This is a genomic window from candidate division TA06 bacterium (assembly GCA_016235665.1).
Lineage (GTDB): Bacteria > Edwardsbacteria > AC1 > AC1 > EtOH8 > UBA5202.
In genome coordinates, this window is the sequence record JACRJI010000008.1 from 414,471 (window position 1) to 436,483 (window position 22,013).

Annotated in this window: 26 protein-coding genes; all 26 read right to left on the minus strand. The window is 52.2% G+C overall.

Features of this window, described 5'->3' with window-relative positions; all coding sequences use genetic code 11:
- Positions 1-76: 76 nt before the first annotated feature.
- On the minus strand, positions 77-1,114 hold the full coding sequence (mtnA, locus tag HZA73_04510) for an S-methyl-5-thioribose-1-phosphate isomerase (GenBank protein ID MBI5805290.1): 1,038 nt from the start codon (positions 1,112-1,114) through the stop codon (positions 77-79).
- A gap of 21 nt (positions 1,115-1,135) precedes the next feature.
- Positions 1,136-1,513 carry a hypothetical protein gene (locus HZA73_04515; GenBank protein ID MBI5805291.1) on the minus strand — a complete coding sequence of 126 codons (378 nt, stop codon included), beginning with the start codon at positions 1,511-1,513 and terminating at the stop codon, positions 1,136-1,138.
- Between the two features lie 11 nt (positions 1,514-1,524).
- Positions 1,525-2,136 (minus strand): septum formation protein Maf, encoded by a 612-nt coding sequence (gene maf / locus HZA73_04520; protein MBI5805292.1) that lies wholly within the window; start codon positions 2,134-2,136, stop codon positions 1,525-1,527.
- Complete coding sequence (tsaD, locus tag HZA73_04525) at positions 2,112-3,137, minus strand: tRNA (adenosine(37)-N6)-threonylcarbamoyltransferase complex transferase subunit TsaD (GenBank protein ID MBI5805293.1); 1,026 nt, start codon at positions 3,135-3,137, stop codon at positions 2,112-2,114. Before tsaD ends, maf begins: the two co-directional genes overlap by 25 nt.
- Positions 3,134-4,054 carry a hypothetical protein gene (locus HZA73_04530; protein ID MBI5805294.1) on the minus strand — a complete coding sequence of 307 codons (921 nt, stop codon included), beginning with the start codon at positions 4,052-4,054 and terminating at the stop codon, positions 3,134-3,136. Before HZA73_04530 ends, tsaD begins: the two co-directional genes overlap by 4 nt.
- Positions 4,055-4,116: 62 nt before the next feature.
- Positions 4,117-4,704, minus strand: coding sequence for a D-sedoheptulose 7-phosphate isomerase (locus HZA73_04535; GenBank protein MBI5805295.1), 588 nt, complete (start codon positions 4,702-4,704; stop codon positions 4,117-4,119).
- Positions 4,705-4,844: 140 nt separating this feature from the next.
- Positions 4,845-5,690 carry a dTDP-4-dehydrorhamnose reductase gene (rfbD, locus tag HZA73_04540; protein MBI5805296.1) on the minus strand — a complete coding sequence of 282 codons (846 nt, stop codon included), beginning with the start codon at positions 5,688-5,690 and terminating at the stop codon, positions 4,845-4,847.
- A complete protein-coding gene (locus HZA73_04545) occupies positions 5,687-6,421 on the minus strand; it encodes an NTP transferase domain-containing protein (protein ID MBI5805297.1) in 735 nt (244 codons plus the stop codon). The genes rfbD and HZA73_04545 overlap by 4 nt, the downstream gene beginning before the upstream one ends.
- Before the next feature lie 56 nt (positions 6,422-6,477).
- Positions 6,478-7,326, minus strand: a complete 849-nt coding sequence (locus HZA73_04550) for a TdeIII family type II restriction endonuclease (GenBank protein MBI5805298.1) — start codon at positions 7,324-7,326, stop codon at positions 6,478-6,480.
- The gene (locus HZA73_04555) at positions 7,311-8,426 is read right to left on the minus strand and encodes a class I SAM-dependent methyltransferase (protein MBI5805299.1); all 1,116 of its coding nucleotides are present in this window, start codon (positions 8,424-8,426) and stop codon (positions 7,311-7,313) included. Before HZA73_04555 ends, HZA73_04550 begins: the two co-directional genes overlap by 16 nt.
- Before the next feature lie 80 nt (positions 8,427-8,506).
- Positions 8,507-9,253 (minus strand): geranylgeranylglyceryl/heptaprenylglyceryl phosphate synthase, encoded by a 747-nt coding sequence (locus HZA73_04560; protein MBI5805300.1) that lies wholly within the window; start codon positions 9,251-9,253, stop codon positions 8,507-8,509.
- Between the two features lie 60 nt (positions 9,254-9,313).
- Complete coding sequence (locus HZA73_04565) at positions 9,314-9,487, minus strand: 4Fe-4S binding protein (protein ID MBI5805301.1); 174 nt, start codon at positions 9,485-9,487, stop codon at positions 9,314-9,316.
- 15 nt (positions 9,488-9,502) lie between these two features.
- Positions 9,503-9,904 (minus strand): hypothetical protein, encoded by a 402-nt coding sequence (locus HZA73_04570; protein ID MBI5805302.1) that lies wholly within the window; start codon positions 9,902-9,904, stop codon positions 9,503-9,505.
- A gap of 102 nt (positions 9,905-10,006) precedes the next feature.
- Complete coding sequence (gene alaS / locus HZA73_04575; protein MBI5805303.1) at positions 10,007-12,643, minus strand: alanine--tRNA ligase; 2,637 nt, start codon at positions 12,641-12,643, stop codon at positions 10,007-10,009.
- 20 nt (positions 12,644-12,663) lie between these two features.
- Positions 12,664-13,434: a hypothetical protein gene (locus HZA73_04580; protein ID MBI5805304.1), complete on the minus strand. Its 771-nt coding sequence runs from the start codon at positions 13,432-13,434 to the stop codon at positions 12,664-12,666.
- A gap of 100 nt (positions 13,435-13,534) precedes the next feature.
- On the minus strand, positions 13,535-14,233 hold the full coding sequence (locus HZA73_04585) for a hemolysin III family protein (GenBank protein ID MBI5805305.1): 699 nt from the start codon (positions 14,231-14,233) through the stop codon (positions 13,535-13,537).
- A gap of 3 nt (positions 14,234-14,236) precedes the next feature.
- The gene (locus HZA73_04590) at positions 14,237-14,773 is read right to left on the minus strand and encodes a hypothetical protein (protein ID MBI5805306.1); all 537 of its coding nucleotides are present in this window, start codon (positions 14,771-14,773) and stop codon (positions 14,237-14,239) included.
- 46 nt (positions 14,774-14,819) lie between these two features.
- Positions 14,820-15,302, minus strand: a complete 483-nt coding sequence (locus HZA73_04595; protein MBI5805307.1) for a regulatory protein RecX — start codon at positions 15,300-15,302, stop codon at positions 14,820-14,822.
- Positions 15,303-15,435: 133 nt separating this feature from the next.
- Positions 15,436-15,831 (minus strand): hypothetical protein, encoded by a 396-nt coding sequence (locus HZA73_04600; GenBank protein ID MBI5805308.1) that lies wholly within the window; start codon positions 15,829-15,831, stop codon positions 15,436-15,438.
- Between the two features lie 25 nt (positions 15,832-15,856).
- Entirely contained in the window at positions 15,857-16,525 is a 669-nt protein-coding gene (locus tag HZA73_04605) for a hypothetical protein (GenBank protein MBI5805309.1), read from the minus strand.
- A gap of 18 nt (positions 16,526-16,543) precedes the next feature.
- The gene (locus tag HZA73_04610) at positions 16,544-16,714 is read right to left on the minus strand and encodes a hypothetical protein (GenBank protein MBI5805310.1); all 171 of its coding nucleotides are present in this window, start codon (positions 16,712-16,714) and stop codon (positions 16,544-16,546) included.
- 12 nt (positions 16,715-16,726) lie between these two features.
- Entirely contained in the window at positions 16,727-17,617 is an 891-nt protein-coding gene (locus HZA73_04615) for an ATPase (protein MBI5805311.1), read from the minus strand.
- A 28-nt stretch (positions 17,618-17,645) separates the two neighbouring features.
- Positions 17,646-18,731 carry a recombinase RecA gene (recA, locus tag HZA73_04620; GenBank protein MBI5805312.1) on the minus strand — a complete coding sequence of 362 codons (1,086 nt, stop codon included), beginning with the start codon at positions 18,729-18,731 and terminating at the stop codon, positions 17,646-17,648.
- 203 nt (positions 18,732-18,934) lie between these two features.
- Positions 18,935-19,801: an RnfABCDGE type electron transport complex subunit D gene (locus tag HZA73_04625; protein ID MBI5805313.1), complete on the minus strand. Its 867-nt coding sequence runs from the start codon at positions 19,799-19,801 to the stop codon at positions 18,935-18,937.
- Positions 19,798-21,030 carry a 4Fe-4S dicluster domain-containing protein gene (locus HZA73_04630; protein MBI5805314.1) on the minus strand — a complete coding sequence of 411 codons (1,233 nt, stop codon included), beginning with the start codon at positions 21,028-21,030 and terminating at the stop codon, positions 19,798-19,800. The genes HZA73_04625 and HZA73_04630 overlap by 4 nt, the downstream gene beginning before the upstream one ends.
- A 4-nt stretch (positions 21,031-21,034) precedes the next feature.
- Positions 21,035-22,006 carry a M28 family peptidase gene (locus tag HZA73_04635; GenBank protein MBI5805315.1) on the minus strand — a complete coding sequence of 324 codons (972 nt, stop codon included), beginning with the start codon at positions 22,004-22,006 and terminating at the stop codon, positions 21,035-21,037.
- Positions 22,007-22,013 lie beyond the last annotated feature (7 nt).

Genomic DNA, 22,013 nt, shown 5'->3' on the forward strand with positions numbered 1-22,013 from the left:
ACTTTTACGGCCGGCAGACCCCACCATCGAAGTAAAAAAACAGAGATAACAGCTTTTTTACAATGAAACCGCGTACCTATTTTTTACCTTCAAGTTGCGGGATTTTTATTACAAAAGGTTGTTTTACTACTCCCTTTTCGGTGATAAAAGCCGTCACCAGACTCCCGGGAGTCACATCAAACGAAGGATTGTAGACCCCGATGTCCGCCGGGGCGGTGACCGACTGGCCAAAGGACCTGACCTCTTCCGGTTTTCTCTGTTCAATCGGTATCTGCTTCCCGGTCCTGATCTTGAAATCAAAGGTGGACAAAGGCGCCGCCACATAGAACGGCAGCCCGTGGTATTTGGCGGCCACCGCCACGTTGTATGTCCCTATCTTGTTGGCGAAATCGCCGTTCCGGGCGATCCGGTCGGCCCCCACTATCACGCAGTCGATCTTTTTCTGGGCCATCAAAAAAGCCGCCATGTTGTCGCAGATCAGGGTGGCCGGGACCTTCTCCTGTTTCAGTTCCCAGGCGGTCAGCCGGGAACCCTGCAGCAGGGGCCGGGTCTCGTCGGCATAGACCATTTTGACCCTGCCCAGTTTGTGGGCGGTAAAGATCACCCCCAGGGCGGTTCCGATGCCCCCGGTGGCCAACGCCCCGCTGTTGCAGTGGGTCAGGATGCTGGATCCCGGCTTTATCAAAACGCTTCCGTATTTCCCGATCCGGGCGCAGGTGGCGGCGTCTTCGGCCTGGATCGTTCTCGCTTCAGCCAGCAGCCCTTCTTTGATCTCCGGCAGGGCGGCGCCTTTTTTGTTCAGGGCATCAAATACCTGCCGCATCCTTCCCAGCGCCCAGAACAGGTTGACGGCAGTGGGGCGGGTGATCCTGATCCGTTGAAAGGCGGCCTCAAAATCCTTTGGCAGGCTGTTTCTGGAAGAAGACCTGATCCCCAGCGCCAGGCCGTAGGCCCCGGCGATGCCGATCAGCGGAGCGCCGCGCACCGCCAGGGTCTCGATGGCCCAGGCCAGCTTTTCCACCGTATTGCAGTTCAGGTATTTGAGCCGCCCCGGCAGCTCCCGCTGGTCTATCAACGTGATGCCTTCGTTCTTCCATTCAATGGGTTTAATCATAATAGCACTTATTTTTGTTATCTAAAGTTTTATTGAATCAAGGACAGATAGAATTGTATCTCGGTTAAAACTTACTGCTATTTTGCCTGAATAATTATGTTCAAGATAACAGTCGACAATCAACTGTTTGGATTTTCCATCTTTTTTTAATCCAATTTCGATATGACTATCAAATTTAGGATTAACTATTACTTCCTTCGTCTGAGATTTATTGATATTACCAACAAAATATGATTGTCCTGAGACGTATACGGTTACAGAGTCAATTGAAACAGTATCGTTATTACAAAGACCTACTGTTACACCACTTTGTTTTGTGCTACTACATCCGAGTGCTATTATTACACTAACAACTATTGTAATTATTATGCGTATATTTTCATAAATAAATTTGGGCATAACTTTCACTTTTACTTTCTTAGACCGATTAGTTTTATCATCTTGTCCAGTTTCACCAGCGGCAGGCCCACCACGTTGAAATAACAGCCGTCCACTTTTTCCACGATCAGGGCCCCCAGTTCCTGGATGCCGTAGGCCCCTGCCTTGTCCAGCGGCTCGCCCGAGGCCACGTAATTGTTGATATAAGCCGGGGACAAACGGCGGAATTTGACCTTGGTGACCTCGTAGCCGGTGATGATCCTGCCGTCAAACGGGGAGATCAGGCACAGTCCGGTAAAGACCTGGTGCCAGCGGCCGGAAAGCATCCTCAGCATCCTTGCCGCCCCGGCCCCGTTCTCCGGCTTGCCCAGCACGTGATGCCTATAGGCTACCACCGTGTCGGCGGCTATTATAAGACGCTTCTTATCCCGCTGGGAAAGGCGGGACCTGACCTCTATTGCTTTATCCCGGGCCAGCTTTTTGACCGCGGTCTCAGGCGCAAGATTTTCTATCCCGTCCTCATCCACCAGGGGTATGACAACCTTGAAATCAGCCCCCACCCCCTGAAGCAGGCTTTTGCGCCGGGGCGAGCCCGAGGCCAGGACGAGTTTGGGCCAGTTCAGGTATTTTGATATTTCGGCCATGTGACCCTTGCTTGTACGGTATTGTCGGATATTTTTTGGCCTTGGTCCAGCATCCTGGAAGCGCAGGCCGACACCATGGCCGCATTATCGGTACAGAGCCTGATGCCGGGGATCGCTATTTTCAGGCCTTCCCTCCGCTCCAGCTCGGCCAGGCTCTGGCGCAGAAAGCCGTTGGCGGCCACCCCGCCGGCCACCGCGGCGTTTTGGCAGCCGGCCAGGTCGCAGGCCCTTTTAAGTTTTTCCACCAGCACCGTACAGGCCGCCGTTTGAAAGCCCCGGCAGACATCGTTGATCATTTCTTCCGATAAATTCTCCCGTCCGCCGTTCTTGGGATCCAGCACGTAATTCAGGACCGCCGTCTTGAGCCCCGAAAAGGAAAAATCCAGGCTTTGGGACCCCAGCATGGCTTTGGGGAAAACGACCCTGTCTGATGATGACAATTTAGCCCGTTGTTCGATGGCCGGACCGCCGGGATAACCCAGCCCCAGCAGTTTGGCTACTTTGTCAAAAGCCTCGCCGGCGGCGTCGTCCAGGGTCTGGCCCATCAGGGAGAACCGGAACCCGGCATCGATGTAAAAAAGCGAAGTATGGCCGCCAGAGACCACCAGGGCCACGGCGGGGGCCTTCAGTTCCGGGTCATTCAGAAAAGCGGCCTGAGCGTGGGCCTCCACGTGGTTGACCGAAACGAAGGGAACGTCCAGGCTTTGGGCCAGTCCCCGGGCAAAACAAAAGCCCACTAACAGGGCTCCGGCTAAGCCGGGCCGGCTGGTGGCGGCCACGGCGTCTATTTGGCTGGGAGATATTCCGGCCTGGGTCAAAGCCTCCCTGACCACCGGAACGATCTTCTTCAGGTGGTCGCGCGAAGCCAGCTCCGGTACCACTCCGCCGTACTGCCGGTGCACCGTCTGGGAATAGATGACGTCGGACATTATCTTTTTGCCGTCCAGCACCACCGCGGCGGCCGTCTCATCGCAGGATGTTTCAATGCCCAGTATCTTCATTTGATGTCCACCTCAAAGTCGCGGGGATCGGCGGCTATCAGCTCCAGCTTGTCCGGCAGCTCGATCACTGCCTGAAGGCGGTGATGGCCCGGGGCCAGCCCCTTCAGGTCCAGGGTGATCTTGAACTGCCCGGGCTCGGCCTGCTGCAGCACCTGCTGGGGCCCGGATACCGCCAGGTCGATGGTCCCCGGGGAAAAGCTGACCAGGTACCCCTGGCCCCGGTTCAAAAGCGCCACCGGCACGTTTTTATACAATCTCTCCTGGGTCTTTTCAAAACAAAGTTTCACCCAGACTGATTCCGGGTCGGCCTTGAACAGCAGGGTGTCGGGAGGGGCCACTCGGCAGCGGACCCGCTGGTTCTCTGACCTGCCGTCCACTTTCACCGGCCAGGTATAAACACTGTCAATTTTTTCCAGCAGCCGCTGGGGTCCGGAGATGATGACCAGCGAAGGCTCGGCGGCCGTGCTGTCGCAGACGATGTAGCCGCTGGCCGGAATGCCGGATACATCAGGCAGCACCCGCACCTCCTTCTGCCCCAGGCGGTCCAGGTTGACCGTGATCTCGTTGATCACGAAAGCTGCCTCCACCGCCTTCAGGTTGAAGGGGTACCGAAGCAGTTCCGGCGACAGATCGAAGGTCAGTTTTTTGACCTGACGGTTGGCCATATCCGCCAGTACTTTTGGGGGATTAAGTTTGAAGACCAGCATGTCCTTGCCCCGGGCCCTTATCTGGCAGGGTACCAGGGGGGGCGTGGCTGCCAGCACAAAACCGGCCGGAATGTTGGCCACCAGCACCGGGCAGTATATCTTCTGCTGATACTCCCGCTCGGTGGCGGCATGAAACCACATCAGCAGGGCCAGCACCAGCGAGGCCAGGCGGATGTCGAGATTATGGAATATCTTCCAGCGGTTTTTCATGGGATTATTTGTGCTACGATTTTAAATTTCGTGCTACGGGTTGAAACGGAGTCTCTGCTGATTTATTTCTTCCCCATCCAGCCTTCCACCAGGTCGCAGATCACGTGCTCCATGGCCAGATGGCATTCCTGTATCCGGCAGGTGGCGTCGCCCGGGGCCAACAGGCACAGGTGGCAGGCTTTCTTCAGTTTCCCCCCGGTTCCTCCGGACAGGCCTATTGTTGCCAGGCCCAGTTTTCTGGCGGACTGCACCGCCTTCAGCACGTTATTGGAATTACCGCTGGTGCTGATGGCTAAAAGCACGTCGCCCTTTTTCCCCAAGGCCTCCACCTGGCGGGAAAAGATGGTGTCGAAGCCGTGGTCGTTGGCCTCGGCGGTCAAAAGCGAGGTGTCGGTTGTCAACGCCAAAGCGGCCAGGGCTTTCCTTTCCTTCTGAAAGCGGACCACCAGCTCGGTGGCCACATGCTGGCTGTCGGCGGCGCTGCCCCCGTTGCCGCAGATCAAAAGTTTTCCTCCGGTCTTTAAGGCCCGATGGATCATTTCAGCAGTCTTGTGGATATTGGCAGCTTGCAGTACCGCGGTCTGCTGCAGGGCGAACGAGCTTTTGTAGAGCTCGGCCTTGACGGCCTGGATTTCCTTATTCATTTTCATTTTGGTGAATTATAAACTTTAGGTGTTTTCTATAGGATGGTATTTTTTGACAGGATTAACAGGATTTTATATATCTTGATTTTTAAAGAATCCCGTAAATCATGTAAATCCTGTCTACCCCTTGAAAGTTCATTGAGCTTTTAACACTGCACATGCATGGTTTCGCGGATGTAATCCTTTAATCCCTCTTCCCAGTGCCTTAAAGGCGTCTTGAATTCCTTGTTCCAGGCGAAATTGTTCAGCACCGAATAGGCCGGCCGTTTGGTGGGAGTGGGATATTCGTGAGACTTGATGGGAATGATATTGGTTTTGACCCCGGCGTGCTTCATGGCGGCTTTGGCGAACTGATGCCAACTGCAGGTGCCGGAATTGCTGAGATGATAGACCCCGTAAAGGTTGCTCTGACCCAGCATTGACAGGGCATTGCACAGGTCGCGGGTGTAGGTGGGCGAGCCGGTCTGGTCGTCAACCACTTTGACCGTGCCTTCCTCCCGGGCCTTTTTAAGGATGCTGGCCACAAAGTTCTTGCCGTTGGGGCCGTAGAGCCAGGATGTGCGGACGATGTAATACCTGTTCAGGAGAGATCGCACCTCCGCCTCCCCCGCCAGCTTGGATCGGCCGTAGTGCCCCAGGGGATTGGGGCTGTCCCACTCGTAATAAGGTTCCCGCTTGGTCCCGTCGAACACGAAGTCGGTGCTGATGTACAACATCGGAATGTCCAGTTTTTGGCAGGCCAGGGCCGCGTGCCTGGTTCCCAGCCCGTTGACCAGGTAGGCCCGGTCGGGATCTGTCTCGCAGCCGTCCACGTTGGTCATGGCCGCGCAGTGCACCACCAGTTGGGGGTTAAGGTCGGCGATGGCCTCCACCGCCTCCTTGTGCGACAGGTCAAAATCGCCCAGGTCCACCCCGGTCACCTGGTGCTGGGAGCTGAGCTCGGCGCAGAGGTCGGTGCCCAGCATCCCCTTGGCCCCGGTCACTAAGATCATCGCTTGGCCCGTTCCGCCTTCTGGCCGATGTAGTGGTTGACCCGCCACAGGTCCTCGATGGATGACCCGGCGTCGCCCCACCAGCCCTTGATGATCTCGTAAGTCATGTGGCCTTTCTGGATGAAGGCATTGTTGACGTCGGTGATCTCCAGTTCCCCCCGGCCCGAAGGCTTCAGCGTTTTCAGGATGTTCCAGACCTGGGCGTCATACATGTAGATGCCGATGACGGCATAATTGCTCTTGGGATTTTTGGGTTTCTCTATGATGTTCTTAACCAGCGGGCCTTTGAGCTCGGCCACCCCGTATTCCTTGGGATTATCCACGGTCTTCAGGAAGATCTTGGCTCCCGATTCCTGTTTGTCAAAATCGCTGACCGCCTTTTTGATGGATCCGTCCAGGATGTTGTCGCCCAGCATCACCACCACCTTGTCATTGCCCACGAAGTGGCGGCACAGCCCCAGGGCTTCCGCTATCCCTCCCTCGCGCCGTTGGTAGGTGTAGTTTATGTGCTGGAGGCCAAATTCTTCGCCGTTGCCCAAAAGCCTTAAGAAATCTCCGGCAGCGTTGCCGCCGGTCACCAGCATGATGTCCTTGATCCCGGCCTCCACCAGTGTCTGGATGGGATAGTAGATCATGGGCCTGTCGTACACCGGCAGCAGGTGCTTGTTGGTGATGCTGGTTAGCGGGCGCAGCCTGGTGCCCAGTCCGCCGGCTAAGATGACTCCCTTCATTGAAGACTCCTATATTTGTATTTATTACTTTACCACGGAAACACGGAGAGTTAAACTTACAGACCGGTTTTAGCATTCTCTTTAATTGGTTCTATACCTAAATATTCACGATATATTCTATCTTTGTATTCTGCCCCAATTTCATTTACGGCTTGTATAAAAGCATTATATGTCCCAACCCCCCCAATCTTTTCCCAAAACTCATCACCAATTAACACAACTTCGTCATTTTGCATGTCAAACCACCTTGCAGGAAAGGGCCATGAATAATCGCTTCTTTTGCCATATGGGTTATATGGTAAAGCATAAAATGCACCATCTATTTGCATAGGCGACATGCTATATAATTTTAGAATTTTCTCTTTACTCACTTTAGTTTGATCGCTATTAGGCAACGGAGCTTTTAACTCAAAAGCATATTTTTTGTTTTTTATAGTATCTTCTGCATACACATCACAAAGAACCGTTGTGGGTATTATTTTTTTGTTTTTCCCAGCCAAGACATATTCTAACTCTTTATCCCAATCAGGCCTAACTTTTTGTTTCCCCTTTTCTGAGTGCTCCAATTTATTTAGAACTTCTTGTATCCTTCGCAACCTTTCTGAGTTTACTTTACCGGTTATACTATGCGTTTGCAGACCAAGACCCAAGCCTTTATTCGCTGCAACTATTGCCAACTTTTCCCAAGCACTACCAAAGGGTGTTACAAAACGCCTTTCAAAATGCGAACCTTTAAATATTTCATCTGGCACTAAAGCGGCATACAACGGTTTGTCAGCTTTATGTTTTTCACTAACAAAAGGATCTTCTACTAATACTTTGTGCATGATTCTGTCCATCATTTCTTTAATGACGGCTTGAATTGCATTTTTCATTTCTTGTACTTCTTTTACTTTTTTTGCCATATAAGTATACTTTCATAAAATGTTCCGTTTCTTCTACCGGTTCTTCTATTTACATGTCTTTCAATACGGCCTATAGCTTTAAAGCCTATATCTTCAGGTTTATACAAACTATATTTATCATTTATAATAATAACGGCGACTCCATCTTTACTCATATGGTTTCTTGTGTGTGATAATACATCATTTATTCCTTTTATATACATTATTTTGGCATTATTCGATTGACCGTTTTTTGCTGCCCCAATTTCACTTTTCTCATTATTTTTTAACCCCAGCAACTCATATGCATATTTATGTTGTTCGTGATAATCAATTAATCCTATATATGGTGGCGAAGTAATCACCATATCAATTCCTTTGGGGAGTTTTACCGTTCTAGAATCATCGTGACATACAGTTACCTTAGCATTTGTCCTAACTTTATCAAATTCTTTTATTCTTTGTATCGTATCAATGGTATAACGATCCAAAAACTTGTATGCTTCCTGCACTGGCTGGCAAGTTCTATCATGTTTATAGCAATAATAAGGTGTGGTCTGCGGTTTTTTAGGGAAATCCAAATCAAAATGCGTAACTAATCTTGCTGACCGGGCTGACCTGGATAATATAACTTTTAACAAATCCTTGTATTTATATTTATTTATTAAATGTAAATAATATAATAATTCTTTCTGTGTGTTATGAGCAAACCATTTTGCAATATACTCATTTTTAGAGTTTACAATATCATTCAAACTATTTGACTTATATTGATTGGTTTTATAATCATGTAAAAGCTTTATCAACTCGGTCGCTTCCTTTTCAAATAATGTGACATCATATTGGTCAGTTTTAGCCTTTGACAGAAGCACATTAAAAGCCGAGATGTCTGTGCCTATTGATTCAACACCTAACACGTTCGCTTCAACTAATGTTGTACCGGAACCACAAAATGGATCATACACAATATTTGGTTTATATTTTCTTAAAAATATTTCTACTAATTGTGGTATATATTTACCCAAATAGGGATGCAACCGATGTACGTGTTTAGTACGTTCGTTTTCGGGCAAATCTCTTTCACGCCAATTTAGATTTAATTCCTCAATTTTCGTATTCATCTTAATTGAAGAAAAATCAACAAACGGATTTTCTTTGTATTGCTTTGCAATTATTTTTGCAATTGTTTCGTCGTACATCTTTATTTAATCCTATAATGAATTGCTTTGGCGAACTCCGCCGCCGTCTTGATGTTCCCCTTCTTCTCCAGAATATTCCCCACCACCACCGCGGCGGCTCCGGCCCGGGCCTTGGCCCCGGCGTCTTCGGGCGTTTTGATCCCGCCGCCCACAACGACCGGAAGTTCGGCATACTTGGCCACTCCGGAGATCATTTCTTCTGGAACGCTGCTCTGGGCCCCGCTGCCGGCGTCCATGTAGATCAGCTTCATCCCCAGCATCCGGGCGGCCAGGGCGTGGGCCATGGCGATATCGGACTTGTCACGGGGGATGGGCATGGTGTGGCTCATGTAATTCGCCGAGGTCAGTTTTCCGGATTCTATCAGCATGTAGCCGGTGGGAATCACCTCCAGGCCCGAGGCCTTGAGCATGGGAGCGGCCTTGACCTGCTCGCCGATCAAAAGCTCGGCGTTGCGGCCCGAGACCAAAGACAGGTACAGGATGGCGTCGGCGTGCTGTGAGACCTGGTAGGCGCTGCCGGGGAATATGATCACCGGGTTCTTGAAATTCTGCTTTAGAGCCTTGATGGTATCGTCGATCTTATTTGACATCAGCAGGCTGGTGCCGAACAGGATGCCGTCGGCCCCGGCGTCGCTCAAGGCCTGGCCGATCTTGGCCGCGTCCTGTTTCTTGCACTTGTCCGGGTCCAGCAGGACCAGGAAATTGGAGCCCTTTTGTTTGGCGGTTTTCAGCAGTTGTTGGTAGATCATTTTCAATCCTTTGACCCAATCCCTATGACTCCCCTTCCCGCAGCGGGAAGGGGGCGGGGGTTAGGTCTTTTTGGTTAAAGCCCCGGTGGGACACACTGTAACGCACTGCCCGCAACCGGTGCATTTTTTATTGTCGACCTCCAGGCCCCAGGCATGGAGTGCCAGGGCCTGCACCGGGCACATGCCCGAACATAGGCCGCACTGGCCGCAGGTTTGTTGTTGGATGGTGATCATTCTAATCGTATTTTATCAATCGTCTTTTATTTCAATATCAAGGGAGTTCACCTGACACCTCAACTGGAAACAAGGCAAACCTTGGTTCTCTTCGGCTGAACAAAGGTATATTTCATTCTGTGTAATCTTGAAACCAAAAATCAGTTGAACGATTTCCATCTCTTGATCTTTATGATTGATATCACATTCAATTACATTGCGGAATCTCACGTGACATCGCACTGCATTTTTCGTGTGACGTGTGCCGGTGAAAATCGATTTCCCTTTAATTGGAAAGCGATCAAGGGGAAACGAAACCGTTCTATCCACAGGGTCGTACTTTACATCAGCAACTCGTAGAACTGCATGGTTCGCTATGAACCCAACAGCCTCTTGTACCGTTATTGGCAGTTCATCTGCTTGAATTTTAAAATTCATCTTCTTCTTTAAAAGCTACATAAAACCATAACTTGACTTTAGGGCCACATCGATACGATCAAGGCAAATAATACTTTAATCAGAATGTCACTGGTATCCAGTCTATGAGAACAACAGCCCCTCTATTGCCGTCATCTGCTCCTTCAGCCTCCCCTCGTCCCTGCCGCCTACCTGGGCCAGCTGGGGACGCCCTCCGCCCTTGCCGCCGGTGGCCGCGGCGATCTTCTTGGCAATGTCCCCGGCCGTGAACTTCTTAGCCTTGACCAGCTCGTCGCCCACCGCGATGGTGAACCCGAACTTGCCCTCGTCCACGCTGGCCAGGATGATGACAGCGCCCGGCAGTTTGATCCGCAGCTTGTCGGCCATCTCCCGCAGGTCGTCTTGGGAATAACCATCAAGCAGCTTGACCAACACTTGAACCTCTTGAACCTTTTTAACTTCTTTAACCAACCCCTCGATAAGGCTCCCCTGTTGCAGTCTGGCCGCATCCTTCCTGGATTTCTCCAGCGCCTTCAGTTCTTCCATCTGGGCGTTCAGTTTCTTGACTATGTCATCGCGGTTGGCTTTCAGCCTGTCCTGTATCTCCGCCACCAGCAGTTCGTCCTGCTTGACCAACCGGTAGGCGGCCTCGCCTGCCACGGCCTCTATCCTGCGCACCCCGGAGGCGATGGCTTCTTCCTTGACGATCTTGAACAGCCCCAGCTCGCCGCTGTTCTTGACGTGGGTGCCGCCGCACAGCTCCTTGGAAAAGTCGCCGCAGGAGATCACCCGGACCTCCTCCCCGTACTTTTCCCCGAACAAGGCCATGGCTCCTGTCTTCTGGGCCTCGGCCAGCTTCATGTGCTCGTCGGCCACAGGGAGATTGTCCATGATCTTGCGGTTGACCAGGTGTTCCACCTCGTCCAGCTGCATCCGGTCCAGGGCCGTGAAATGGGTGAAGTCGAAGCGCAAGCGCTCCGGGCTGACCATCGAGCCCTGCTGCTGGACGTGCTTGCCCACGATCTGCTGCAAGGCCGCCTGCAAAAGATGGGTGGCGGTGTGGTGCCGGGCGGTGCTTAAGCGGGCCGGCTGGTCCACCGAAGCGGTGACCTCGTCCTTGAGTTTTATGGAGCCGGAGACCACCTCGGCATGATGCACCGTGGACCCGTTGAAGGCTTTTACAGAGTTCAGCACCTTGATCCGGCAGTTGGCATTCTCCAGAAAGCCGATATCGCCGGCCTGGCCGCCGCCCTCGCCATAGAATGGGGTGTTCTCCAGCGTGATGTCCACGGTCTGGCCCTTCCCGGCCTGGTCGATTGGCAGTTCTTTGATGTATATACCGTTGACCTTCGTTTTCTGCACCAGGCTGTTATAGCCCACAAAGATGCAGGCCGGATAATCCACTTCCTTGGCGGCGGTGAAACTTACCTCGCCCCGGGCCGCCCGGGCCCTTTCCCGCTGTTCCTCCATGGCCTTTTTGAATCCTTCGGTGTCAACTGAAAAACCCTGTTCTTCGGCCATCACCTGGGTCAGATCCAGCGGAAAGCCGAAGGTGTCGTAGAGTTTGAAGGCGTCGGGTCCGGAGATCACCTTGTCCTTGGCGGTTTTCAGTTTTGACGCGATCTGCTCGAACAGCGAAAGCCCCAGGTCCAGTGTCTCGCCGAACCGCTCCTCCTCGGTCTTGATGACCATGGCGATGTGCTCGTGGCGCTGTTTGATGTCGGGATAGGCCTGACCCATGATGCCGATGACGGTGGAGGCCAGCTGGTAGAGGAACGGCTGCTTTAGTCCCAGCAGGCGCCCGTGCCGGGCCGCCCGCCGCAGGATGCGCCGGATCACGTAGCCCCGGCCCTCGTTGGAGGGCAGCACCCCGTCGCCGATGGTGAACACCAGCGCCCGGATGTGGTCGGCGACCACCCGGAAGGACATGCCTTCTGGTCCGGGACTGTACCGTTTGCCGGATATCTCTTCGGTCTGTTTGATGATGGGGTACAGCAGGTCGGTGGAATAGTTGGAGTCCTTCTCCTGAAGCACCCTAACCAGACGCTCGAAGCCCATTCCGGTGTCCACGTGCCTGCTGGGCAGGTCCTTCAGCGTACCGTCCGGGCCCCGGTCGTACTGGATGAACACCAGGTTCCAGATCTCCACGAACCGCCCGCAGCCGTCCACGTTGATCCCGCAGACATGCCCGTTCTTGCCGGACTTGGGGCAGGTGCCTTGGCCCATGTCCATGTGGATCTCGGAACAGGGTCCGCAGGGTCCGGTCTCGCCCATCTCCCAGAAGTTGTCCTTGTCGCCGTGCTTGCTGATGTGCGAATGGTCGATGCCGGTCTGGGTCTTCCAAAAGCCCTCGGCCTCCTGATCGTTGACGTAGACCGTGGCGTATAGTTTTTCCTGGGGCAGTTTCCAGACCCCGGTCAGCAGTTCCCAGGCCCAGCCGATGGCCTCCTTCTTGTAATAATCGCCAAAGGACCAGTTGCCCAGCATCTCGAAGAAGGTGTGGTGGGTATGGTCCTTGCCCACCTCCTCCAGGTCGTTGTGCTTGCCCGAGACCCGCAAGACCTTCTGGCTGTCGGCCGCCCGCGTGTAATCGCGGGTCTCGGCGCCAAGGAAGATCTTCTTGAACTGGTTCATCCCGGCGTTGGTGAACAGCAGGGTCGGATCGTCGGTTGGAACGACCGAGGCCGAGGGCACGATGGTGTGGCCCTTGGATTTGAAGAAATCCAGGAATGATTGGCGTATTTGGTTGGATGATTGCATGGTGATATATGATTTGATATTTATTTGTCCCTGTATGATGGAACCATCACATGTTGCGGGTTTTTGTCATCCGATGCCCAATGCCATGGATTGTTGCGGATGTATTCCCGGATTTTGTGCAATGATTTTTTGTTACGGATGACGTGTTCCCAATAATTACGTTGCCAGATTTTATTGCCCGGTGAATTATATATTGCGTTAATTGATTTCGTCGTTTGGTATTTGTAAAATGCCAATATTTGCCCCAATGTGTGTTTGCCCGTCCCCCGTAGGGGCGAGGTCACCTCGCCCGGTTTTGTCATCCCGTCAACCGGGTTCATCACATCACCAACCGAACCACCCATGGGCGAGGTCACCTCGCCCGGTATTTCGATCCCAACGCCCGGGTTTGTCATCCCGCCAACCGATTCCCCCATGGACGAAATCGCCACGCCCGGCATTTCAACCCCATCGCCCGGTTTTGTTATACCATCAACCGTACCCCCCAGGGGCGAGGCGACCTCGCCCCTACAGATTGCATCGTCAATGACAACAATTATCGCATGCATATGGTTGGGCATTATCACATATTCATCCAATATCACGCCCGAATACCGTTCCGGCATACGTTGCCACCAATCATCAACGATCCTGCCGCATTCCGACAATGCAATTTTGCCGTTCCGTATTTCCCCGAACAAACATTTCCGGTCCTGGGCGCAGATGGTTATGTAATAGACCCCTTCCTGGGAATAATCGTATTCCGGCAGACGAATGGACCGGCGGTGGAATCTGGGGTTGTTGATAGACATAATTAAACGGATCGTAAATACACATTACATAATAAAACAAAATATTACCCTGTAGGGGGTAATTCATGAATTACCCCTACGAAACCATTCAAAACCCAATTCACCTCGGCAACATGAACAACACCGTGAAAAAATGACAGATGCTCCCGGCCAGCACGAACAGGTGCCAAACGGCGTGGTGGTATTTCAATTTGCGCCACAGGTAAAACACCGTTCCCAGCGTGTAGAACAACCCGCCCACCCCCAGGAACACCAGGCTGACCGTGTTCAGGTTCTCCAGCACCGGTTTTATCACCGCCACCACCAGCCAGCCCATGGCAATGTACAACAGGGTGGACATGAACACGAATTTGTGCGTCCAGAAGGCCTTGCCCACTATGCCCAAAACAGCGATACCCCACACCACGCCGAATACCGTCCAGCCCAGCCGGCCCCGCAGGGCGATCAGGGTGATGGGCGTGTAGGTTCCGGCTATCAGCAGGAAGATGGACGAGTGGTCGAAGACCCTGAACAGCCGCTTGGCCCTGCCGGCGTAAAAGCTGTGGTACAGCGTGGAAGACAAATACAGCAGCACCAAGGTGGCGCCGTAGATGCTGAAGCTGACTATGTGCCAGGCGTTCCCGGAAAGACTGGCCATCACCACCAGCACCGCCAGGGCCGCCAGGGCCAGGCCCAGCCCCACCCCGTGCAGGATGGCGTTGGTGATCTCCTCGCCCGGAGTGTAGCGCTCGACAGAATCGGCGTCGGCGTCACGCGCTGTGGTAATTTTATTGAGCCAGTCTAAAATGGTAGTATGCATCATTCAAAAGGCAACTTTTATGCCTAAAAATCCACAACCCATTATTTTAGCCGAATAGTTATCTTTATCGAGACCCGATAGAAAACGATTTTTAATTTCTACGCCCAAAGAAATATTTTTAATAAACCAATAATTTATTCCAAAGGAGAGTAACCCACCAATGTAATCAGAATTATGTATTGTTGGATTTATATGCAATGTATCATCAATCGAATAACCAACTCCTTTTACTCTATAATACGACAAACCACTTCCCAAATAAAGATCAAATTTTCTCTTAGGGAAAAAGTGAAAATTTATATCTGAATCAAAAATATTGCTGCTATTATCGTAGCCCGGATTTTTCGCATAGCCAACACCCATTTCATATTTATTACTGACCGCATAGCTAGCTGAATAATATGTCTCAGTACGAAAGTCATATACTTCTTTTACATTGAAAGCAAATTCATTTTTTTCAAAACCCTTATATGTGTTAGTAGCGTATGCCACAGCAGCAAACAATGTAAGGATTGTTAGGCAAGTTAGTGTTTTCTTCATATTACCTATTTTATTAAATCACGTGCGTCATTAGGATAGATTTTGTTCATTCTAAAATATTTTCTTTCAGCAGTTCCTTCAGCACTTTTGACACTATCGAAACCTCGTACCCCCTCCGGGCCAGAAACCCCGCTAAACGGCGTTTGGCGGCCTCGGCGTCAAGCTTGCGGTACAGCTTCAGCTTTCTCCGGGCCAGGTTCAGGGCCGCAGGCAACTCGTCCGCGTTGCTTTTGTAATCAGAGATGGCCTGGTCAACGATCTCCCGGTCTATCCCCTTGACAAAGAGCTCCTGCCGCAGGCGGATGACCCCCATGGGCCTAAAATGCTGGCGGTTCTCGATCCAGTCCCGGGCGAATTTCACGTCGTCCAAAAGGCCGATGGTTTCCATGTCCAAGATAACCGCTTCGATCTCGGCCTTATCTATGCCCTTCTTGGCCAGCTTGTCCCTGATCTCATGGACGCTGCGGGGCTTCAGCTCTATCAGCCGCAGGGCGTAGGCCTTGGGGTTAACATTTTCTTTGGAACTCATCCCCTTGTTCCCCTTCTCTTTTAAAGAGAAGGGGCCGGGGGTTGAGTTCACTGCTTTACTATATTTTCTAAACATCAAAGAGCTCCATCACCAAAGCACAATTCACAATTCACGTTTCACGATTGACAAGATCTCATTTCCCGTGCTTGGTCTTGATGATGGTCGTCCCGCCGGTGAAGACCCGGCCGGACCTGGTCTCGTCGTACTTGATGAAGATGTTCTCCGGGTCTATCTGCAGATGCTTGGCCAGTTCCTCGGCGATGGTCAGCATGGCCGTCTCTATCTCGCTGTCGCTTTTGCCCTCAAAGGCCAGCATGTTCACCAGCGGCGGATGGGTGCCGTAGGGCTGGACCCTGGCCTGGACCTCGCCTTCCAGATAGCAGCCGGGCTCGATGGTGGTCCAGGTGGCCCAGACCTGCTTGGGCTGCAGCCCCATCTTGTCGGCCAGCCGCACGCAGATGGTCTTCAGCGTATCGGAGATGTTGACCTCCGGCTTCTGGGGCAGGGCCTTTATTTCTATGATGGGCATGGTGACACCTATTACAATTACTGTTTTATTGTGACCCCTTTATTTGTTCACGAAACTCATCACGTATTTGATTAATTAATACTTCGTATCTATTTTTCAATGCCTTATTACTTTCAATAAGACGCTCTATCTGATTTTTATTCAATGCTTTAATGAACCAACTATTTTTCGTATTTTCCTCTGTTAATGATGTAATAAGATTTGTAGTTCTTATTTTAATTATTTGTCCTTTATTGTCACTATAATTTTGCAAATCATTTATTATACTAAACAGTTCATCGTAATGCTTATTCTCAATAAGTAGCGAATATTCTTCTAATTTATTCTTTGTATCCTCAATCTGTTTAATGAATTTTTCCAATACGTTTCTATCAGCATGTTCCCACAAACTATCAGCACTACGCTTTAGTTTTAATAACTCAAGCCAGATTTCTTGATAAATCTTAAATTGATTTTCTGAGTATTTTGGGAAATATGCCTTTAACCTTTCCAAATTTGTTTTATATTCCTCAATTTCTTTTAAATAAATTTGTTTAACCTTTTCAAAATCCATTTCTATTTTATGTTTCTCTGTTGTTAATATTCTCTCTGCCCATACTTTACCCAACCAAGTAGCTAAACCAAAAACTACAGCGCTTACCCCACCAATTGTAATTAGTGTAGTGCTGACAAAATCCCCTAAAGAGAAATTCATTTTGTCTACTCCGTCGTATTAAGTAACTTGACTTAACAATGTTCTGTCCCTGATCCCTGCTTCATCCAGCAGGGCTTCGATCTTATCGTAATGGATCGCATTCTCCGTGACCAGCCGATCCTGGATAGTTTCCTTGGATACCAACCCTTCGCGGATCAGCCGGGCGTAAAGTTCCTGGCGCTCGGTCATGCCAATGGTCTTTTAGTACATCAGGTCCCGCAGGTGCGAGACCCGGCAGTCGAAGCGCCAGGTGTTGCCCTGCTCTTTGGGACTTTGCCATCCCAGTTCGTTCTGGATCCGGGACATCACCTCGTTCTCGCTCCAGGGCAGGTAAAAGAACAGGTCAGCCATCTCGATACCGCGGCCGTAGATACTGGTACCCAAAGCATAGGGACTGCCGAAGAAATGCCCCTTGATCATCACCGGCAGGGTTTGGGGCGAAAAATAGGACAGGTTCTTGGCCGCCTCCTTGACGATCCCCCCGATGTTCTTGAGATAGACGTTCCTGATGTCCTCATCGGGGCTGACCCCCAGCAGGCGGCGCTTGAAAGAGACCTCTTCGTAGGGATTGCGCCCGGTTACTATGCAGTGGATGCCGTGTTTTTTGGCGATCCGCATGATCGGCAGCCACATGTTGTGGCAGGCGCTGCAGATGATGGGCACCAGCGCCGCGGAAGGCCTTTTGAGCCAGGCCTCCAGGTTCTTTTTAAGAGTCAGTTGGTGCAAACCCGGCTTTAGACCGAAGCTCACCAGCTCCACCCCCAACTTTTCGGTGGCCTGCCGGATGTTCCGGACGGCTTCGGGCGCTGTGAACGGGTTCTGGTAATTGACCGCCAGGACATTCAGTCCGTAGTCACAGGACATTTTCAACAGAGCAAAGGTGCTGTCGCGGCCTCCGCTCAAGGGCACCAGGCACTGGTACCTGCCGCCCCGATGGCGCTGGCGGTCAATTATCCTCAGCAGGGCTTCCTCGCCGTTAAGCTCTGTCTTCTTGTATGTCCGGCAGTAGTTGCAGACGCCAGAATAATCGAAGCTGATGCCCGGCGCGCTCTCCGGCAAAAGACACTGTATACAGGTTATCAGGTTTTGCAATTTAAATTTTGCAATTTAAATTATGAAGTTACTTTCTCCCCCGTTTGCCCTTCTCCTTCTCCTCTTCCTTGGCCGGCTCCCGGGCTTCCTTGGGTCCCTCCGACTTGACGGCCTGGACGATCCCCAGCTTGGCCTTGACCTCCTGGTCCAGGCTGGCCAGAAGGTCGGCGTTGGTCTTCAGCATCTCCCGGACGTTCTCCCGGCCCTGTCCCAGCCGCTCGCCCCGGAAGGAGAACCAGGTGCCGCTCTTCTCGATGATGTTGTTCTCCACCGCCAGGTCAAGCAGGTCGCCGATGTAGCTGATGCCCTGGCCGAAGATGATCTCGAACTCGGCGTTGCGGAAGGGCGAGGCCATCTTGTTCTTGAGCACCTTCACCCGCACCCGGTTGCCGATGTTGACCTCGCCCTGCTTGATGGCCTCGATCCGGCGGATGTCCATCCGCACCGAGGCATGGAACTTGAGGGCCAAGCCGCCGGGAGTGGTCTCGGGGTTGCCGAACATCACCCCGATCTTCATCCGGATCTGGTTGATGAAGATGATGCAGGTCTTGGAGCGGTTGGCCACCGCCGTGATCTTGCGCAAAGCCTGGGACATCAGCCGGGCCTGCAGGCCCATGTGGCTGTCGCCCATGTCACCCTCGATCTCGGCCTTGGGCACCAGGGCCGCCACCGAGTCAATGACTATCACGTCCATGGCGTTGGAGCGGATCAGGGTCTCGGTGATCTCCAAAGCCTCCTCGCCGGTGTCGGGCTGGGCCACCAGCAGATTGTCGATGTCCACGCCCAGAGCCTTGGCGTACTTGGGGTCCATGGCGTGCTCGGCGTCGATGTAGGCGGCGGTGCCGCCCAGCTTCTGGGCCTGGGCCACTATGGACAGCGCCAGGGTGGTCTTGCCCGAGGCCTCCGGGCCGTATATCTCCACGATCCTGCCCCGGGGCACTCCGCCCACACCCAGGGCCGCGTCCAGCGAGATGGACCCTGTTGGTATCACCTCCACCGGCACCACCGCTGAGTTGGAGCCCAGTTTCATTATCGAGCCTTTTCCGAACTGCTTTTCTATCTGAGAAAGAGCCAGATCCAAAGCTTTTGATTTTTCTGCCGCTGTGTCTGCCATTGATTTGTCCTCCGTGTAAACAATAATTTAATTTGTTGTTATATAAATAGTTATGGATTTTAATTCTACCAATTTCCCCTGCGGTTGTCAATTCATAATGCTGGATTTTTTCCTTAGCCCAGCCCTTAAGGGCTGGGCTAAGGGTCGCAATTTCCCATTTCCTATTTATTTACTTTGTAATTTACCCCCCAGGCCCGACAATTTTATGTCTTTGCCCTGCGATACCCCCCGGTGAACAGGCAGTCCAGGAAAGGAGTGAACAGGCTGGCGGTCAGCGCCGGGAATATCAGACCCTGGTAAAGCAGGCCTTTCATGGCGAACAGCGCAAAGACCGTCCCGGTCAAAAGCCCGTAGAGCGTCTGCCCCCAACCGGTAAGCGGCGTATGGTGATTGTCACTAGCCAGTATCCCGGACAGGAAAAGCAGGGCCTGCAGTCCGGCCAGGTTGATCGTTCCCATCGGGGGGACGCCGGTCATTTGGCTGTTCAATGATAACACCGCACCGGCCGACAGCAATGCCAGCAACAGGATTCTAACCTTGTAAAGCCTCCCGGTCAGCAACAGGAGCATAACCAGACTGAGGGCCAATGGCAGCCAGCCGGTCATGAAGTAAAAATTCCCCTTGGCCCAGCCTCCGCTGTTGGCGGACCAGTGATAGACCGGAGCCAGGCCTTCCGGGGTAGCCAGCACGAACAAAGCAAAGGTCAGGGCCATGAAATTCACCGGCGCCAGCCGGTCCTTTTCCGAAAGAAGGGCCCTGGCTCCCGAGATAACGATCCCGGCCAAAAGCGGATAATACCAATCAACACCGGCAGGCATCAGCAGGGCTATTATGGAAGCGGTAAAGGAAGCTTCGGCCAGGTCCAGAAAATTGCGGCGCCATTTTTTTACGATCAGCGGCAGGATCACTGAACCGGCCAGCCCGGCCAGCAGGCAATACAGGAAACCCGTCCCGAAAAGATAGAGGGCGGAGAAGACCAGGGGGGCTATGGCCGCCAGCCTGCGGATATTCAACGGTTTCAGACGATAGCGGCTGGTGATATGGGGAGGCATGGAAACATTCAGCATCACAGTTTGCCCTCCAGTATCATTTTTCCCACTTTGATCTGATGAGACAGCAGCAGCCCGCTGGGGCAGATAAAGGTGCAGAGTCCGCATTCCAGGCAGTTCTCCGGTTTTTGCCGGGCCAGTTCCTGGTTCTGTCCGTCGCGGACCAGGGGAAATATCCGGGCCGGGGCCAGCCTCGCCGGACAGATGGACAGGCACTGCCCGCAGTTGATGCAGGGATGGTTTTCCCTGGGAGCCTGGTTGCGGTAGAACATCAGTCCGGCAGTGTTCCGGTCCACCGGCAGCTGGATGCTGTAATGGCAGGTCCCGCTCAGCAGGCCGCCGGTTATAAGCTTCAGGCTGGAGTAATCCTGGGGCCTTAAGTTTAGCGTTTCGGCGGCGCTGGCTCCGATGTAAACCTCGGCCAAGCTTTTTTTGCCTTTGGTGTCATCGCACAGTGTGCAGAACTTGGTGGCCAGCGGCTGGCCCAGCACCACCGCCTGCCTGACATTAAGCAGGGCCTCCATCCCGTAAACGGCCGCGGATTGGCTCCCATAGACGGTCTGCCTGACAAGTTTTCCGTTCTGCTGGGGATATTTCGGTTCGACCTTTTCGATGGAGATGTTGACCGCGCTGGCCAGCAGAGACTTGAGATCGGCGTTCAGCGCCTTCATCCGGGATGACAGCACCAGTCTGGCCCGGGTGGAGCCGTGTATCTGCATCACGATCCGCATGCCTTCGATCAATTGCTCCGGCCTTTCCTTAAGCAGCCGGACATTGGTTGACAGCGGCGGCTCCAGGTCCAGCCCGTCGAAGATCAGATACTTCTCCAGGTCATCATTGCGCAGATCGGCCACCCCGGCCTTAAAGACCCGGTCGGACAGTTCGGCCTGGGAAAGTTTCCAGAACCGGGGGCAGGGTTCGAAGGCCGGCTCCCGGGCGGGCTGCTCCGGCTCGGTCTCTATGAACACCGTGGTCCGGGGGAAATCAAAGTTCTTGGGCCGGGCCACCAGGTCCGGAAAATCAGCCACGCCGGTCACCCTGCCGGCCAGCCCGGTGAACACCGGCAGTCCGGTATTATCGAAGCCCACCTGCGCATTGGCCTCGAGCTGGTCGCCCTTGACCACGATTGCCCGCCCCCCATGCCATAATGTGATGGCCAGGGACTTGGGGGCCGTCAATGCTTCGATCGGCTGGTCAAAGAGAAAATGTTTGTGCGGCCAGGATTTGCCGCCTTTGATGCTTTTGATCATGGCCCTAAAATAACAGTTTATCGTGTATTGCTGTATTCAATTCATTCATTTCTTTCAGGCTAATATACAACTCATCAACGACAGCCGTCATCCTTTTTATATCAAGTGTTTCCAATGCATCAGTGCTTTCATGATAGTTTCGATTCCGGTAAAAAGCCGTGTTTGTGATCATTACCGCATCAAAGCCCAGTTTCCAGTAATTTAAATGGTCTGAGAAATCAACACCCGCAAGCTTTACAGGCCCTTTGAACGATCTGGTTTTAACAATACTATTTTTCTTCATCAACTTCGTTAACTGCTTTGCGAACTTGCCGCTTCCCGTTTTTCCGACCACTGTTATATAGTCGCCTTTCCCGCCGTAAAAAAGTTTCAGCAGCCCCAGCGGATATGTTTGTGATCCAGGGGCATCGCTAAAATATCCTATCATCTCAAGGCAGACCATGCCTTTCACTTGGACGTTAGAATCCCGAAGGGACTTGGCATGAACATAACTGCCCATGTATTCCGTACGAAAGAATGGAGGTTCTTCCAGCGTATAAGCTACAAAATCCATCCGGAATTTCAGTGTATCTTTAGAAAGCAGCCGGGCCAGTTCCAGCAATCCCGCCACTCCGCTGGCGTTATCATCAGCTCCAGGCTGGTTGCCTGCGACGTCGTAATGGGCGCCGACGATTATCCTTGGTGCGTCTTTAGGCCCTATGGTGCCTATGACATTTTTATATTCAACTCCGTTTGCCTTATACGTCTGGTAGCATACGGTATCAGCTGCCATTGCCAACTCTCTGCTGATGTATTCAGCCACCTGGTTTAGAACTTTTACATTTGCGTAATTCCTGAATTGCGGCGTTGTGACAGCATAAAGATCAGTCTTGAGACGAGAGCTGTCTGCAAAACTGACAATCCCAGCTTGTTGACCGATTGCAGGACCTCGCAAGATCAAGCAAAATAAGCTGGATAAAAATATTGCTTTTTTCATTTAAAAC